We start from the raw sequence: 14,913 nt of genomic DNA on the forward strand, positions 1-14,913 counted from the left end.
AAGGCCATGCTGGTGGTATCCTTAAAGGGCTTCGGATTGTTTGCGGGCGTGGCGCGAGCCAGCGGCCAATCAACTCTCCAAGCGATGGCGGACAAAGACGGCAGGGACCATGATGACGTCGGGTGCTTGCCCGATCCCAGGGACGGTCGCCTGCCGCCGGGACTGCCGGCTGTGATGGGCCGCAGTCCCGGCCGCCAGACTACCTGATCCTTCTCAAACAATCCTAGGGCGAAGCAGGAGCGAAGCTCCGTCGCGGAGACCCTGGGATCCATTCCGTTACCTCTGCCGTGGAGCGCAGCTGAGCAGAATTCTGCACCGTGGCGGCGCTCAGGAGTCCCGGCATGGATCCCTTGGGCTGCGGAGCAGCTCCAGGGGTATGCGCCGCGTCGCTTCGCTCCTTGCTCCGCCCGTGGATGACGAAGTGAGGACCGTTTGCTCAGCTCGCTGCTACTCCGGCGACGACCCCGCAACACTCTGGTCGTAGTCGACCAACGACCCGGTCATGACGCCCGATTGCGGGCTGACCATGTAGCTGATCAGCCGCGCAAGCTGGTCCGGCTTGACCAACTGGCCCATTGGCTGCGCGGCCTCGGCTTTCGCCAGCCAGTCGTCCGGGGCGTCGTGCCATTTCTTCTGCACGATGTCTTCGCCCTCGGTATCCATCCAGCCGGGCAGCACGGCGTTGCAGCGGATGCGGTTGAAGCGATAGGCATTGGCGACGTTCTTGGTCAGCGTCATCAGCGCGCCCTTGCTGGTCGAATAGGGCGTCAGGAAGGACTGGCCGGTATGCGCCGACATCGACAGCACGTTGACGATCGAGCCCGGGGCCTTGCGCTCCAAGAGATGCGCGACCAGCCCCTGCATCAGGAAGAAGGGTCCGCGCACATTGGTTTCGAAGATCTGGTCGAAAAGCTCTTCCGTGGTTTCGACCAGTGAGCCGCGCGCCGAGGTGGCGGCGGCGTTGACCAGCGCGTTCAGCGTGCCGAAATGCGCGAGCGCGGTCGCCACCGCGCGCTTGCAGTCCGCCACCTTCGAAACGTCGGCGCTGATGAAGATCGCGTCGACGCCGGCCTTTTTGAAGTGGGCGACGGCCTTGTCCCCCTTCTCCTGCGACCGGCCGACGAGCGCCAATGCCCGGCAGCCTTCGTCGGCCAGCGCTTCGGCGACGGCGAAGCCGATGCCTTGCGCCCCGCCGGTAACGATGGCGCGTGTCTGTGAATTGCGATCGGCGGATGCGCTCATCGCTTTGCTCCTGTGGCTTGGGTCCGATTTCCGGTTCTTACTTGTCGAGACGAACGGTCTTGCCTGTCGTTGCCGACTTCAGCGCCGCATCCGCCAGCTTCAGCGCCACGAGGCCGTCGGCGCCGCTCGGCGCCGCCTTCTTGCCGGACGTCGCGGCGGCGATGAACGAGGCAATCTCGATGGCATAGGCGTCGAGATAGCGGGTCATGAAGAAGTCGTGCAGCGGCGGGCGCGTATAGCCCTTCTCATTGGCCAGTTCGATCGAAACCGGCCGCTGGTTTTCCGCCGCGATCATGCCTTTCGAACCATGCACCTCGATGCGCTGGTCGTAGCCATAGGTGGCGCGGCGCGAATTGGAGATCACGGCTTGCTTGCCGGAAGCCGTCTCCAGGATGACGCTGACGCTATCGAAATCCCCGGCCTCGCCAATCTTCTTGTCGACCAGCACCGAAGCGTGCGCGGAGACCGCCACCGGCTCCTCGCCGAGCAGGAAGCGCGCCATGTCGAAATCATGGATGGTCATGTCGCGGAAAATGCCGCCCGAGCGCTTGATGTAGTCGATCGGCGGCGCACCCGGATCGCGCGAGGTGATGGTGACCATCTCGACCGTGCCGATGGCGCCGTCGTCGATTGCCTTGCGCACGGCGGCGAAGTGGGGATCGAAGCGGCGGTTGAAGCCGACCATCAGCGTCGCGTTGGCCCTCTCGACCACGGCCAGGCATTTCTCGACGCGCTTGACGTTCAGGTCGATCGGCTTCTCGCAGAAGATCGCCTTGCCGGCCTTGGCGAAACGCTCGATCAGATCGGCATGGGTGTCGGTCGGCGTGCAGATGACGACGGCGTCGATATCCTTGGATTTCTCGATGGCGTCGATGGTGCGCACCTCGGCGCCATAGGCACTCGCCAGCTCTTTTGCCGCCTTCTCGAAGGCATCGGCCACCGCCACCAGTTTTGCATCGGGGTTGGAGCCGACAGCGCGGGCGTGGACCTTGCCGATGCGGCCGGCACCGAGGAGGGCGAAACGAACAGTCATGGATATTTCCTCTGAGGGATGGGTTCGAGAGAGTTGTGTCCGCACCTTCCCGTCAGGGAAAGGTGGCTGGGGTATTTTCCTGGCGCGGCAGATCGTCCCGGAAGCGGGTGACCCCTCCCGCCTAGGCCGCGAGTTCCGCCTCCCCGGTCTTGGCGCCGGTGATGTAGGACACGATGTCCTGGCCGTCCGTGTTTTCCTTGCGCAGATTGGCGACGATGCGGCCGCGCCGGAACACCACGATGCGGTCGCACAGGTCGAACACCTGGCGCATATTGTGGCTGATCAGGATCAGCGGCTCGCCATTGTCCTTCAGCGTGCGGATGATGTTTTCGACCTGCGCCGTCTCCTGCACGCCGAGTGCGGCGGTCGGCTCGTCCATGATGATCAGCTTGGAGGCGAAGGTCGCGGTCCGGGCGATCGCCACGCACTGGCGCTGGCCGCCGGACATGTGGCGGATGGTGTTGGAAAGGTTGGGGATCTTCACCGCGGTGCGCACCAGCGCCGCTTCGGTCGCCTTGCGCATGTATTTGCGGTCGAGGATCGAGAAAGGTCCGAGATTGAACAGGACCTTTTCGCGACCGAGGAAAAGGTTCGACGGCACGTCGAGATCGTCGGCCAGCGCCAGGTTCTGGAACACCGTCTCGATGCCGGCCTCGCGCGCCGCGATCGGGCCGGTGAAATTCACCTCCTTGCCGTCGAACCAGATCTGGCCGCTGGTACGTTGCTCGACAGCGGTGATCTGGCGCACGAAGGTCGATTTGCCGGCGCCGTTGTCACCCATGATGGCGACATGCTCGCCCTTGCGCAGCTCGAAGTTGGCGCCTTCCAGCGCATGCACGCCGCCATAGCGCTTGGTCAGGTTTTCGGTCTTCAGAACGATGTCTGACATGGTCAAGCCCTCAATGCCCGCAGGCGTTGGCGCCACTGGTCGAGAACGACCGCACCGACGATGATCACGCCCTTGACCATCTCTTGGTAGTAGGCGTCGAGGCGCAGGAAGGTGAAGCCGGAGATGATGACGCCGAAGATCAGCGAGCCGATCACCGTGCCGATGATCGAGCCGCGGCCGCCCGACAGCGAGACGCCGCCGATGACCGCCATGGCGATGGCGTCGAGTTCGTACATCACGCCCATGCCGGCCTGGGCGGTGAGGTTCTTGGAGCAGAGCACCACGGCGGCGAGCGAGGCGAGAATGCCGGCGATGACATAGACCAGGATCTTGTGGTTGGCGATCTTGATGCCGGACATGCGTGCGGCATCCTCATTGGAGCCAATTGCGTAACAATGCTTGCCGTAGCGCGTGTAGGTCATGATGAGCTGGAACAGCACGGCCAGCGACAGGAAGATGATGACGGGCATCAGGCCCTTGCCGATCGCCGCGAAACTGTCGGTGGGAAACGAGATCGGCTGGCCCTTCGACCACCATTTGGCGATGCCGCGCGCGGTCACCATCATGCCGAGCGTGGCGATGAACGGTGGTATGCGCGTGTAGGCGATCAAGGCACCGTTGACCAGACCGGCGAGCAGGCCGCAGCCGATCGCCACCAGCAGCGGCACGATGACGGGCAGGTCGGTCCAGCCTTGCGCCAGAAACATCGCCTTGGGGTTGGGATTGCCGTTGACCGTCGCCACCTGGGCGAAACTCATGGCGATCATCGCGGTCGCGCCGACGATCGAACCGGAAGACAGGTCGATGCCGCCGCAAATGATCACCTGCGTCACGCCGATGGCGATGATGCCGACGATCGACACCTGCAGGATGATGATCTGCAGGCGTGCCTCGTTGAAGATCCCCGAGACGTCGCTGCGGGTGTTGAACAGGAAACTGTCGCCGAGAAAGATGCGGCCGATCAGTTCGAAGATGACGACGAGAATGACGAGCGCCAGGAAGACATTGAATTCGGCCGGCCATGTGCGCTTCTTCGCATCGTAGGTGAGCCCTCCGACGCCATGAGATGTCTGTGCCAATCTTCTATCCTCCGTCAGCCACGGTCGCGCCTCGAGCGCCTTCAGGCGCCGAGGGAAGGGGGAGCGGCGCTGCCTGAGCAGCGCCGCTCTCGATATCCGCGGCTCAGTTCTTCTTCAGGAACTTGTCGATGTTCGCCGGGGTCACAAGCTGGAACGGCACATAGACCTTGTGCTCGACCTTCTCGCCCTTGGACAGTTTCAGCGCCGCATCCAGCGCGCCCGCGCCCTGGCCGGCCGCGTCCTGGAACACGGTTGCGTCGAGGTCGCCGGCCTGCATGGCGGCAAGCGCATCCTGCGTGGCGTCGACGCCGCCGACGACAACCGCCTTCATGTCGATGTTGGCGGCCTTCATCGCCTGGATGGCGCCGATGGCGCTTTCGTCATTGTTGGCGATGACGCCGTCGAACTTCTTGCCGGTCGACAGCCAGTTGGTCATCAGGTTCTGCGCTTGGTCGCGATCCCAGTTCGAGGTCTGCTTGTCGATGATCTTGATGAAGCTGCAGTCCGGCGTCGCGATCACCTCTTCAATGTCCTTGGTGCGCTGCACGGCAGCCTGGTTGGAAAGCTCGCCCATGATCACATAGACATTGGCTTCCTTCTTGCCGGCTTCCTTGAACAGACGGCAGACTTCCTTGGTCTCGAGCGTGCCGGAATCGGCTTCGTTCGAGGCGACGAAGGCCTGGTTGTCGGGCAGCGAGTTCACATTGACCGGCTCGCGGTTGACATAGACCAGCGGAATCTTGGCGGCGGCGGCAGCATCCGACATCGCCTGTGTGGCCGAGGTGTCGACCGGGTTGACGATGATCGCGTCGACGCCCGAAGCGGCGAAGTTCTTGATCTGGTCGAGCTGCTTGGCAACGTCGTTCTGTGCGTCTTCGACCTGCAACTCGACGCCGCTCATGCCCTTGGCCTGGGCGATCATCCCATTGCGCAGCACGGTGAGGAAGTTGTCGTCGAACTTGGCCATCGATACGCCGATCTTGGCGGCAAAAGCCGATGAACTCATCAGCGCCGCGAAAGCGACGCCCAAAAGCAGTTTCTTCATTGTATCTCTCCTCCACTTTTGGTGTCCGGTTGCACCGATTTATCCGGAATCCCCGATCTCCCCGGGGAATCTCTCCCTGATATCGCTTCGCTCCGTGGGCATTCTCTGCTTGGGCTGGAACCCAACCCTCTGTCTGAAACAGACGTTCCGGAACGAAAGAACCAAAATGTACAGTGGGTGAAATATTTATTCCATTCCAGCGGAACGTCAAGGGCGATTCCGCGGCCTGCCGCCGGATTTTCGGATCGCTCTGATGGATTCTATCATTCTGGCGGTTGCTCCCGCCCGGGAAAGCTCAGATATTTTCCGGCAGATAGATGTCGAAGGGCAGGAAGGTCTGGCCAGGCGCGTTGGCCGCGCCGGTTTCGATGGCATGCACCATCCGATCGACCAACTCGCGGCACAGAGCGGCCAGCGGCGTCGAGATCACCATGGTGAGGATGTTGTCGGCGAGTGCCGCGCGCGACTCGGCGTTGATCTCGTTGCAGACCACCACCGGCATATTTACGGGCCTTGCTGCCCGCAGCGCCGAGACCGCGCCTTCCATGCCGCCGCCCGCGACGTAGCAGCCGGCAAGATCCGGATAGCGCGCCAGAAGATCGATCATCGCATCATGGGTTACCTGGTTCGCTTCCAGGTTGACCAGCGTTTCCAGCACGCTGAAGTCGGGTGCATGCTCGCGAAAGAAAGAGCGGAAGCCGATCTCGCGCAATTCGTGGCCATGGAAGCGATGGCTGCCGACGAAGAGGGCGACTTTGCCGGGCTGCCGCGCTGCTTTGGCGATCATCCAGGCCGCGGTACGACCGACCTTGCGGTTGTCGAGGCCGACATAGCCCTCGCGGATACCGGCGGCAAAGTCGGACAGCAGCGAGAAGACCGGTTGTCCCCGCGCCTTCAACGCCTCGACGGCCGCCGTCAGGGTCGGGTGGTCCGGGCCGACAACGGCGATGGCCCTCGATTTCGCCGCCAGCTTGCGCATCTGGGCGGCGATCTCGTCGGGGACCAGGGAACTGGCGAAGTCGATGGTTGCGGCGCCGCGGAACCTCTGCGACTGTGACACCGCCAGTTCGAGCTCCGCTGCGAAATCGCCGTAGAAGACATCGTTGCCTCGCAAAAGCAGGAAGCCGAGCCGGTACTCCGGCAGTTCATGGCGCATCCGCTGCTTGATCAGGCCGGCCGCATGGTAGCCGATCTCGGTCGCGGTCTCATAGACGCGCCGCGCGGTCTCCTCGCGCACCGGCAGGCGATTGTTGAGTACGCGGTCCACCGTGGCGACGCTGACGCCGGAGATGCGCGCCAGATCGGATATAGTCGGCCGTTTCGCCATGATCGTCCTCGTTTGACTGCCGAGCATTGATACATCATTCTGATAGGAAATGATAGAAACTATCTTTGTGAGATTGAGTCTATCACGAGCAAACGGTATTTTCAGGCTGGAAGGTATATGGGCAACCGGCATTCGCTTGGACGAGTGCCTTGCCGAGGAGGCAATCATGACCACTGCGCCGTCCCGGCGGGACTACAGCCTGATCGGCCGCGACGCCAAACTCGCCGTGGAAAACGGACTGTCGGCGGCCGAGTGGTATCACACCGACGTGCCCCGCAAGCAGATGAAGGAACTGATGCAGCGCTCCGACGGGCCGGCGATCCGCGACACTGCGATCTGGCTCGCCGCGCTCATCGCCAGCGGCGCCGGCGGCGCCTGGTTCTGGGGCAGTTGGTGGTGCGTGCCGTTCTTCTTCGTCTATGGCGTCCTCTACGGTTCATCGACGGATTCCCGCTGGCACGAATGCGGGCACGGCACGGCGTTCCGGACGCAGTGGATGAATGATGCGATCTATCAGATCGCCTGCTTCATGATCATGCGCAATCCGGTGACCTGGCGCTGGAGCCACACGCGCCACCACACCGACACCATCATCGTCGGCCGCGACCCCGAAATCTCGGTCATGCGGCCGCCGGACCTGGTGCGCGCGCTCCTCGGCTTTGTCGGTGTCCTCGACGCCTGGCATGCGATGTCGGACATGCTGCGCAACGCCGCCGGCAACATCAGCGCCGCCGAAAAGACCTTCATTCCCGAGCAGGAACAGGGCAAGGCGATCCGCATCGCCCGCATCTGGACGGCGATCTATGCCGCAACCATCGGCTTGGCGGTCTATTCCGGCTCGTTCCTGCCTTTGATGCTGGTCGGCCTGCCCAGGCTCTATGGCGCCTGGCATCACGTCATGGTCGGTCTGCTGCAGCATGGCGGCCTGGCCGACAATGTCATCGATCACCGGCTGAACAGCCGTACCGTCTACATGAACCCGATCAGCCGCTTCATCTACTGGAACATGAACTATCATGTGGAGCATCACATGTTCCCGATGGTGCCCTACCATGCGCTGCCGAAGCTGCATGCGCTGATCAAGCACGATCTGCCGGCGCCGACACCGTCGATCCTGGCCGGCTACCGCGAGATGATCCCGGCCTTCCTGCGCCAGTTGCGCAACGAGGACTATTTCCTCAAGCGTGAACTGCCGCCGACCGCCCGGCCGTACCGCGAGGAATTCCACAGCGATGCCGTCGCCGCCGCAGCGGAATGATCACGGCGAATCCATTTTTACGGGGAGGACCGAATGAGCGACTGGGTCGAGGCCTGTGCTGCCGACGACATCGATGAAGAGGATGTGATGCGCTTCGATCATGGCGGGCGCACCTTCGCCATCTATCGCAGCCCAGACGACGAATATTTCGCCACGGACGGGCTTTGCACGCATGAGAAGGTACACCTCGCCGACGGTCTGGTGATGGACGACATCATCGAATGCCCCAAGCACAATGGCCGCTTCAATTACAAGACCGGCGCGGCCAGGGGCGCCCCGGTTTGCGTCAACCTGAAAACCTATCCGGTCAAGGTCGACGCCGGCAAAGTCCTCGTTCAGGTCGGATGATGGAGATGGCGCGGGGAATGGTCATCATCGGCGCCGGCGAATGCGGCGGCCGGGCAGCGCTCACGCTGCGCAATCTCGGTTATGAGGGGCCGGTGACGCTGGTCGGCGACGAACCGCATCTGCCCTACGAGCGCCCGCCTCTGTCCAAGGAGGCGATGGCCAGCGATGCGCCCGAAATCAAGGCGATCGCCAGCGACGCGGTGCTGGCCGAGAAGTCGATCCGGCATACCCATTCCGTCCAGGCCGTGGCGATCGATCGTGTGGCGCATAGGGTGCGCCTGTTCAACGGTTCGGTACTGCCCTACGACAAGCTCCTGCTGGCCACCGGCTCGGCCCCGCGCAAACTGCCGATGCCGGGCCTTGGCGGGCGCTGCGTGTATCTCAGAACCTTCGCCGATGCGCTGGCCATTCGCGCCCATCTCAGCGCCGGCAACCGTATCACCATTGTCGGCGGCGGCTTCATTGGCCTCGAACTCGCCGCGGCGGCCCGCAAGCTCGGCGCTGCGGTCACCGTCATCGAGGCGCAGCCGCGCATCCTGATGCGCGGCGTGCCGGCCGAGATCGCCGAAATCATCCATCAGGCGCACATCGCCGAAGGCGTCGACATACTGTGCGGCGATGGCATCGCCTCCATCGCCGACGACGGCAAGGAGGTGCGCGTGACGCTCGCCGGCGGGCGCGAAATATCAGCCGACCTCGTCATTATCGGCATCGGCGCGGTGCCGGTGACCGGGCTCGCAGCCGAAGCCGGCCTGACCATCGACAACGGCATTGCGGTCGATGCCGAACTGCGCAGCAGTGATCCCGACATCTTCGCTGCCGGCGACTGCTGTTCGTTCCCGCTTGCAGTCTACGGCGGCCGCCGTGTGCGGCTCGAAGCCTGGCGCAATGCGCAGGAGCAAGGTGCGCTGGCGGCAAGGAATATGCTCGGCGCCGGCGAGGCGCATGCGGCTGTGCCGTGGTTCTGGTCGGATCAGTATGGGCTCACCTTGCAGATCGCAGGGCTTTCGGACGAAGGCAGCGGCACGGTGCGACGCGATCTCGGTGAAGGCGCCTTCATCCTGTTCCATCTGGATGAGGACGGCAGGCTCGTGGCGGCCAGCGGCATCGGCCCAGGCAATGCGGTCGCCCGCGACATCCGGCTGGCCGAAATGCTGATCGGCAAGCGCGCCAGCCCGGCACCGGAAGCACTGGGATCACAGGCCGTCAAGCTGAAGTCGCTGCTGGCGGCGTGAAACGATCTAGAACAGCGCCTTCAGTTCCGGCAGCTTGTCGTTGACCAGCCAGCCGTAATAATTCTCCTCAGGCAGTTTTTCCGGCTCGCCTGCGGCGCGACGCCTGCCGTTTTCCGCTTTCAGCGCTTCGGCGCGCTGCTCTGGATTGCCGACATTGTAGAGTGTCGCGGTCAGACCCGGATTGCCCGAAATGTCGAAGCCGGCAATGCTCTTATAGGCATCGATCGATTTCCTGATCGTCGCGGCGACATAAGGCAGCGTCAGGTCCGGATCCATGATGGTCTTGTAGACCGAATTGGGATCGCCGACATCGAGCTTCGGCAGGCCTGACACCTTGTGCACGAGATCGCTCATCTGCAGTGCGGTCAGCGGGTTGAGCTGGCCGAGCCCAAAAGTCTGGCCGGCATAATAGGGCTGGAAGAAGGTGGCGCCGAATCGGTCGTCGGGAAAGTCCTCGCCGCCGACGTTCTTGCCGCGAAACGCATGGTTCCACACCTGCTCGCGGCATTCCCAGAGGTCGTAGCTGTCCGACATCCCTGCGCATTTCTTGAATTCCGGCCGCTGCACGAAATCGGTGATGTCCTCGCCGTCATAGGCGAAGGACAGCTTGCTGGAGAGATAGGAGATCGCCTTGACGTAATAGGTCTGCAGCCGGTCGTAGGCGTCGACATTGTAGGTGTGTTCGCCGACGATGGCGCCGACGATATGCATCGGATCGATGCCATAGGCGGCGGCAGCCTTCTTGATCTTGCCGCGCAGATCGGGGTCGTTCTGCAGCAAGGCATAGACCTTGCGGTATTTGGCCTGGAAGGTGGTGTTGGTCGCCTGCGTGCGTCGGCTCGAGGCGCCGGGAATGTCGGGCTGCTCGGCATTGCGGTTTCCCGGCGGCACGAGTGTCGCTGCTTCAGCCGCCAACAGCGTCGCCGCCAGCATCAAGCCGAGAATGATTGGGATGAATTTTTTCATGCGCCGCCGCCTAGAGGTATTGCCGCGCAAACTAGGGTAGTGCTCTGGGTCGAGTCGAGAGCCCCTTCACCCGGCAAGTCGAAAGGTGGCCAGATGGTACCATCTGGCCACACATGATTGTTCTGCCGGCTGCCTGAACCGGCGCCGGATCAACCGGTGCCGTGCTTTAAAGGATGAATCGCGACAAATCTGTGTTTCGCGACAGGTCGCCGACATGCTTTTCCACATAGGCGGCGTCGATCGTGACCGACGTGCCGTTGCGGTCTGGCGCGTCATACGAAATTTCGTCCAGCACCCGCTCCATCACCGTCTGCAGCCGCCGGGCGCCGATGTTCTCGACGCTGTCATTGAGGTCGACGGCAATGCCGGCCAGCGAATCGATGGCGTCGTCGGTGAAGGTCAGGTCGACACCCTCGGTCTTCATCAGCGCAATATATTGCTTGATCAGGCTCGCTTCCGTCTCGGTCAGGATGCGGACGAAATCTTGCTTCTCCAAGGCCCGCAGTTCTACGCGAATCGGCAGGCGGCCCTGCAATTCCGGCAACAGGTCGGATGGCTTCGAGACGTGGAACGCGCCCGAGGCGATGAACAGGATGTGATCCGTCTTCAACGGCCCGTATTTGGTCGCCACCGTGGTGCCCTCGACCAGCGGCAGCAGGTCGCGCTGCACGCCTTCGCGCGAAGGGCCGCCGGAAATGTCGGACCTGGCGGCGATTTTGTCGATTTCGTCGAGGAAGACGATCCCGTCGTTTTCGGCGGCATCGAGCGCCCGGCGCACCACCTCGTCCTGGTCGAGCAGCTTGTCGGACTCGTCGCTGACCAGGAGATCGTAGGACTCCTTTACCGTCGTCTTGCGCAGCTTGGTCTTCTTGCCGCCCATCGCCTTCGACAGCATGTCGTTGATGTTCAGTACGCCGATATTGGCGCCCGGCATGCCGGGAATCTCGAAGCCGGGCATGCCGCCATTGCCGGTGTCGGCCACTTCGATCTCGATTTCCTTGTCGTCAAGCTCGCCGTCGCGCAGCTTCTTGCGGAAAGAGTCGCGCGTCGCCGGGCTGGCGGTCTTGCCGACCAGCGCTTCCAGAACGCGTTCCTCTGCATTGATGTGGGCGCGCGCCTTGACGTCCTCGCGCATCTTTTCGCGGACGAGCCCGATGGCGATCTCGACGAGGTCACGGATGATCTGCTCGACGTCACGGCCGACATAGCCGACCTCGGTGAACTTGGTCGCCTCGACCTTGACGAAGGGCGCGCCGGCAAGGCGCGCCAGGCGGCGCGAGATCTCGGTCTTGCCGACGCCGGTCGGGCCGATCATCAGGATGTTCTTTGGCATCACCTCTTCGCGCATCTGGCCTTCCAGCTGCTGGCGGCGCCAGCGGTTGCGCAAGGCGATGGCCACGGCGCGTTTGGCGTCCTTCTGGCCGATGATGAAGCGGTCGAGTTCCGAAACGATTTCGCGGGGGGAGAATGTGCTCATATCACTAAATTCCACTTTGCCACTGCTTGATGGCCTCGAACGGATGCAGCAGCATGATCACGTTGAGTGTCAGATTGTCCCGGATAAGATAGCCGGTACCCAGTTCGAAGAGGATGGCGAGGCTGACGATCACCCATATAGGTAGCCTTCGCGCCATCACAAATCCCAGCACCATGGCCAGTGTGTCGGACACCGAATTGATGATGCTGTCGCCATAATAGTCGAGCGAGATGGTGCCGGCGCGGTAGCGGTCGATGATGAACGGGCTGTTCTCCAGCAATTCCCAGCCGCCCTCGATGAGGACGGCGAAGGCCAGCCGCAAGCCGATCGGCGAACGCGGAAAGAGGAACCTCGCCAGGGCATAGAACAGGAAGCCGTGGATGATGTGCGAGAAAGTGTACCAGTCGGAAATGTGCTGGGAATTCTCGGAGCTGTTCACCACGCCGTGCCACAGTTTGACATAGCCGCAGGTGCAGATCGGCGGGTGGCCCATCAAATAGAGCGTCACGGCCTGAACGATGATCAGGCCGGCAACGATCAGCAACCCCATCCGCCAGCTGTTTTCGTAGGCCGAGAGCTCTTTGTCCCCGACGGATGCGATCATGCCCTATTGCCCCTCTTCCGCGTCGCCGTCTCGACCATCACAAAGCCCGTCACGCCTTCAGCGGCGGTAGCCGGCGGATCACGGCCGCCGGCAAAGTGGGTTTGACGACAATCCGCCGAATACGCTGCCAGCCAGCCCCGAAAAGAATAATCAGCGCGCCGACAACGACCAGGATCAAGGCAAAAGGCGGGATACCCGTCGAATCGGAGGCTGAATTCACCAGATAATAGATACCCAGCGAGCCGAAGTAAGCCAATGTAGGAACCAGAAGCGAACGGCGGTCTATGGCGAGCGCGACATAGAGGAAGCCGAGGATCAGGACCGCCAGCATGATGGTTGCATTGGCGTCCGGCGCGATATGTCCGAATACGACGTTCTGCCCGGTTGCCATGATAAAGAGCGGATGCACCAGCATAGGCGCCGAGACGACATGCAGCCAGAAGGCGCAATCGGACCAGATCTTGCGTCGATCCCTGTCGTAAATGTCAAAAGCTACACCCGTCGCGAACACGATCAGGCCGCAGACCAGCGGCATGTAGAGTGCCGCGCGGAGCAATTCGGGAACATCCTCAAGGCGTGGCGGCGCAATCGCGCCCGTTGTCACGCTGTCATACAGGATTATCGCCGTTTGCAGGAAGGCAAGCAGTGTGAAGGCGATGGCGATAGCCCCGGCAATGATGGGGACGCGAAAGCGCCAGAAATAGATCGCCGCCGCAATTATTCCTCCGCCCAGGAACAGATATCCGGCCCGGGACGCCGTCTGGCGCAACGCCAATAGCTGCCAGATCGTCTCCGGCTTGCGTATGCCGAAGCTGGCCTCCACCCGTAGCGCCAGAGTGACCAGAATGGCGGCCATGAAAATCAGGGCAAGCACGGACGACGATAATTTCATCCGGTGCTGACGCGTGACAATTTCGGCGAGCCCCCAGGCGAAAACCGCGAGGATGCCAGCGATCCCGAATGTCTGGCCTGGAAGCAAGGTGGTGAGGACAAAGAAGAAGCCGGCGCTAAGCAGAACGGTTCCCACGGTGACGAACAGATCGTTGCCGCCGCCGACCAGCCGCAGGTTTTCCTCGTCACCCTCGTCATCGGCGCGCCCGGCCTCGGGGGCGAGAGCGCCCGCGCGTTCCATGGCCTCCAACTGATCCCGCAGGGTCTGCGAGATCAAACCTTTCGCGACTGCTTTGTCGAGTGTTTCGGCGCTGATCAATCGGGCTCCTGCGGCGCGTCGCGCGCCATCATCAACGCCGGGCCGAACTCCGATGTTCTGGTGTCAAAGGCAACAAAGCCAGCCTTTTCATAGGCCCGGATGGCCCGAGCATTGCCCGGGTCGGGGTCGATGATGACGCGCGGCACGCCTTCCTCGAACAGCTGCTCGACGAATTGCCGCACGATCGCCGAGCCGTGACCGAGGCCGACCAGTTCCGGCGGGCCGATCGACAGGTCGATGCCGAGCGTGCCGAACGGCTGGTCGGCATAGGGGTGGTCGTCTTCCAGATGCGGGTCGTAGCTCTGCAGATAGGCGATCGGTTTGCCGTCGAGTTCGACGATCAGCGGCTCGACCGAAATCGAGTCGATATGATCGCGAATCTCGGCGATTTCCGTCTCGGGGTCGTTCCACCATTCCGCGACATGCGGTTCGGCAAGCCAGCCGGCGATCATCGGCAGGTCTTTTTCCGTCACCGGCCGAAAATCGTAGAGCACGGCCTGCTCAAGCGGCATCGAGCGTTTCGACGACGAAGTTGTTGTTGGTGTAGACGCAGATGTCGGAGGCGATCTGCATCGCCTTGCGGGCGATCTCTTCGGCATCCTTGTCGGAGTCCATCAGCGCCCGCGCTGCGGCCAGCGCGTAATTGCCGCCCGAACCGATGGCCATGACGCCATGTTCGGGTTCGAGCACGTCGCCGGTGCCGGTCAGCGCCAGCGAGACCGACTTGTCGGCCACCAGCATCATCGCCTCCAGCCGGCGCAGATAGCGGTCGGTGCGCCAGTCCTTGGCGAGCTCGACGCAGGCGCGCGTCAGCTGGTCGGGATATTGTTCGAGCTTGGCTTCCAGCCGTTCCAGCAGCGTGAAGGCATCGGCGGTAGCGCCGGCGAAACCGGCGATCACATTGCCCCCCTTGCCGATGCGGCGGACCTTGCGGGCATTGCCCTTCATGATGGTCTGGCCAAGGCTGACCTGGCCGTCGCCGGCGATCACCACCTTGTTGCCCTTGCGCACCGTCACGATGGTCGTGGCGTGCATGGTCAGATTATCAGACATTTATTGGCTCCGATTCGCGCGATCCCAAAAGGCGATTGGCGCGGTACGAGTGATTTTATCGGCCATATGTATGCATGGGACCAATGATTGCAAATCGCCCCTCCGGCAAGGCCGATACCTCTGTCCGAGGCAACTGGCAATCGCCGG

At 62.6% G+C, this 14,913-nt stretch carries 16 protein-coding genes; 4 read left to right on the top strand and 12 right to left on the bottom strand.

Features of this window, described 5'->3' with window-relative positions:
- On the top strand, positions 1–207 hold a 207-nt coding region (locus CK227_RS37025; protein WP_210421428.1), incomplete at its 5' end, for a hypothetical protein.
- Positions 208–447: 240 nt separating this feature from the next.
- Here the strand turns inward: CK227_RS37025 and CK227_RS02890 are convergent.
- The 6 genes from CK227_RS02890 to CK227_RS02915 form a co-directional block, all read right to left on the bottom strand.
- Positions 448–1,242 (bottom strand): SDR family oxidoreductase, encoded by a 795-nt coding sequence (locus CK227_RS02890; RefSeq protein ID WP_095771478.1) that lies wholly within the window; start codon positions 1,240–1,242, stop codon positions 448–450.
- Between the two features lie 37 nt (positions 1,243–1,279).
- The gene (gene iolG / locus CK227_RS02895) at positions 1,280–2,275 is read right to left on the bottom strand and encodes an inositol 2-dehydrogenase (protein ID WP_095771479.1); all 996 of its coding nucleotides are present in this window, start codon (positions 2,273–2,275) and stop codon (positions 1,280–1,282) included.
- A gap of 121 nt (positions 2,276–2,396) precedes the next feature.
- On the bottom strand, positions 2,397–3,164 hold the full coding sequence (locus CK227_RS02900; RefSeq protein ID WP_095771480.1) for an ATP-binding cassette domain-containing protein: 768 nt from the start codon (positions 3,162–3,164) through the stop codon (positions 2,397–2,399).
- A gap of 2 nt (positions 3,165–3,166) precedes the next feature.
- Entirely contained in the window at positions 3,167–4,243 is a 1,077-nt protein-coding gene (locus CK227_RS02905) for an ABC transporter permease (RefSeq protein WP_095771481.1), read from the bottom strand.
- Positions 4,244–4,346: 103 nt separating this feature from the next.
- Positions 4,347–5,288, bottom strand: a complete 942-nt coding sequence (locus CK227_RS02910) for a sugar ABC transporter substrate-binding protein (protein ID WP_095771482.1) — start codon at positions 5,286–5,288, stop codon at positions 4,347–4,349.
- A gap of 295 nt (positions 5,289–5,583) precedes the next feature.
- Positions 5,584–6,615, bottom strand: coding sequence for a LacI family DNA-binding transcriptional regulator (locus CK227_RS02915; protein WP_095771914.1), 1,032 nt, complete (start codon positions 6,613–6,615; stop codon positions 5,584–5,586).
- A gap of 166 nt (positions 6,616–6,781) precedes the next feature.
- Here CK227_RS02915 and CK227_RS02920 point away from each other — a divergent pair, with 166 nt between their 5' ends.
- From CK227_RS02920 to CK227_RS02930, 3 genes are read left to right on the top strand one after another with little or no spacing between them, the layout of a single operon-like run.
- Positions 6,782–7,873: a fatty acid desaturase family protein gene (locus CK227_RS02920; RefSeq protein ID WP_095771915.1), complete on the top strand. Its 1,092-nt coding sequence runs from the start codon at positions 6,782–6,784 to the stop codon at positions 7,871–7,873.
- Positions 7,874–7,906: 33 nt separating this feature from the next.
- A complete protein-coding gene (locus CK227_RS02925) occupies positions 7,907–8,221 on the top strand; it encodes a MocE family 2Fe-2S type ferredoxin (protein WP_095771483.1) in 315 nt (104 codons plus the stop codon).
- On the top strand, positions 8,218–9,456 hold the full coding sequence (locus CK227_RS02930) for an FAD-dependent oxidoreductase (RefSeq protein WP_179296372.1): 1,239 nt from the start codon (positions 8,218–8,220) through the stop codon (positions 9,454–9,456). Before CK227_RS02925 ends, CK227_RS02930 begins: the two co-directional genes overlap by 4 nt.
- Positions 9,457–9,462: 6 nt before the next feature.
- On the opposite strand, the gene CK227_RS02935 is transcribed toward CK227_RS02930, so the two are convergent.
- The 6 genes from CK227_RS02935 to hslV form a co-directional block, all read right to left on the bottom strand.
- On the bottom strand, positions 9,463–10,422 hold the full coding sequence (locus tag CK227_RS02935) for a DUF1402 family protein (protein WP_095771484.1): 960 nt from the start codon (positions 10,420–10,422) through the stop codon (positions 9,463–9,465).
- Between the two features lie 166 nt (positions 10,423–10,588).
- A complete protein-coding gene (gene hslU / locus CK227_RS02940; protein WP_095771485.1) occupies positions 10,589–11,899 on the bottom strand; it encodes an ATP-dependent protease ATPase subunit HslU in 1,311 nt (436 codons plus the stop codon).
- Between the two features lie 4 nt (positions 11,900–11,903).
- A complete protein-coding gene (locus CK227_RS02945; RefSeq protein WP_095771486.1) occupies positions 11,904–12,503 on the bottom strand; it encodes a DUF2585 domain-containing protein in 600 nt (199 codons plus the stop codon).
- Positions 12,504–12,552: 49 nt separating this feature from the next.
- Positions 12,553–13,713, bottom strand: a complete 1,161-nt coding sequence (locus CK227_RS02950) for a hypothetical protein (protein ID WP_179296373.1) — start codon at positions 13,711–13,713, stop codon at positions 12,553–12,555.
- Positions 13,710–14,225: a GNAT family N-acetyltransferase gene (locus tag CK227_RS02955; protein WP_095771487.1), complete on the bottom strand. Its 516-nt coding sequence runs from the start codon at positions 14,223–14,225 to the stop codon at positions 13,710–13,712. The genes CK227_RS02950 and CK227_RS02955 overlap by 4 nt, the downstream gene beginning before the upstream one ends.
- Positions 14,215–14,766, bottom strand: coding sequence for an ATP-dependent protease subunit HslV (gene hslV, locus CK227_RS02960; protein WP_095771488.1), 552 nt, complete (start codon positions 14,764–14,766; stop codon positions 14,215–14,217). The genes CK227_RS02955 and hslV overlap by 11 nt, the downstream gene beginning before the upstream one ends.
- Between the last annotated feature and the right edge of the window lie 147 nt (positions 14,767–14,913).

The organism is Mesorhizobium sp. WSM4308, from assembly GCF_002294905.1.
Classification (GTDB): domain Bacteria; phylum Pseudomonadota; class Alphaproteobacteria; order Rhizobiales; family Rhizobiaceae; genus Mesorhizobium.

Excerpts from the sequence above, each read along its gene's own strand:
- CK227_RS02890 (WP_095771478.1), bottom strand. The coding sequence starts at position 1,242 with ATGAGCGCATCCGCCGATCGCAATTCACAGACACGCGCCATCGTTACC.
- iolG (WP_095771479.1), bottom strand. The coding sequence starts at position 2,275 with ATGACTGTTCGTTTCGCCCTCCTCGGTGCCGGCCGCATCGGCAAGGTC.
- CK227_RS02900 (WP_095771480.1), bottom strand. The coding sequence starts at position 3,164 with ATGTCAGACATCGTTCTGAAGACCGAAAACCTGACCAAGCGCTATGGC.
- CK227_RS02910 (WP_095771482.1), bottom strand. The coding sequence starts at position 5,288 with ATGAAGAAACTGCTTTTGGGCGTCGCTTTCGCGGCGCTGATGAGTTCA.
- CK227_RS02915 (WP_095771914.1), bottom strand. The coding sequence starts at position 6,615 with ATGGCGAAACGGCCGACTATATCCGATCTGGCGCGCATCTCCGGCGTC.
- CK227_RS02920 (WP_095771915.1), top strand. The coding sequence starts at position 6,782 with ATGACCACTGCGCCGTCCCGGCGGGACTACAGCCTGATCGGCCGCGAC.
- CK227_RS02925 (WP_095771483.1), top strand. The coding sequence starts at position 7,907 with ATGAGCGACTGGGTCGAGGCCTGTGCTGCCGACGACATCGATGAAGAG.
- CK227_RS02930 (WP_179296372.1), top strand. The coding sequence starts at position 8,218 with ATGATGGAGATGGCGCGGGGAATGGTCATCATCGGCGCCGGCGAATGC.
- CK227_RS02935 (WP_095771484.1), bottom strand. The coding sequence starts at position 10,422 with ATGAAAAAATTCATCCCAATCATTCTCGGCTTGATGCTGGCGGCGACG.
- hslU (WP_095771485.1), bottom strand. The coding sequence starts at position 11,899 with ATGAGCACATTCTCCCCCCGCGAAATCGTTTCGGAACTCGACCGCTTC.
- CK227_RS02945 (WP_095771486.1), bottom strand. The coding sequence starts at position 12,503 with ATGATCGCATCCGTCGGGGACAAAGAGCTCTCGGCCTACGAAAACAGC.
- CK227_RS02955 (WP_095771487.1), bottom strand. The coding sequence starts at position 14,225 with ATGCCGCTTGAGCAGGCCGTGCTCTACGATTTTCGGCCGGTGACGGAA.
- hslV (WP_095771488.1), bottom strand. The coding sequence starts at position 14,766 with ATGTCTGATAATCTGACCATGCACGCCACGACCATCGTGACGGTGCGC.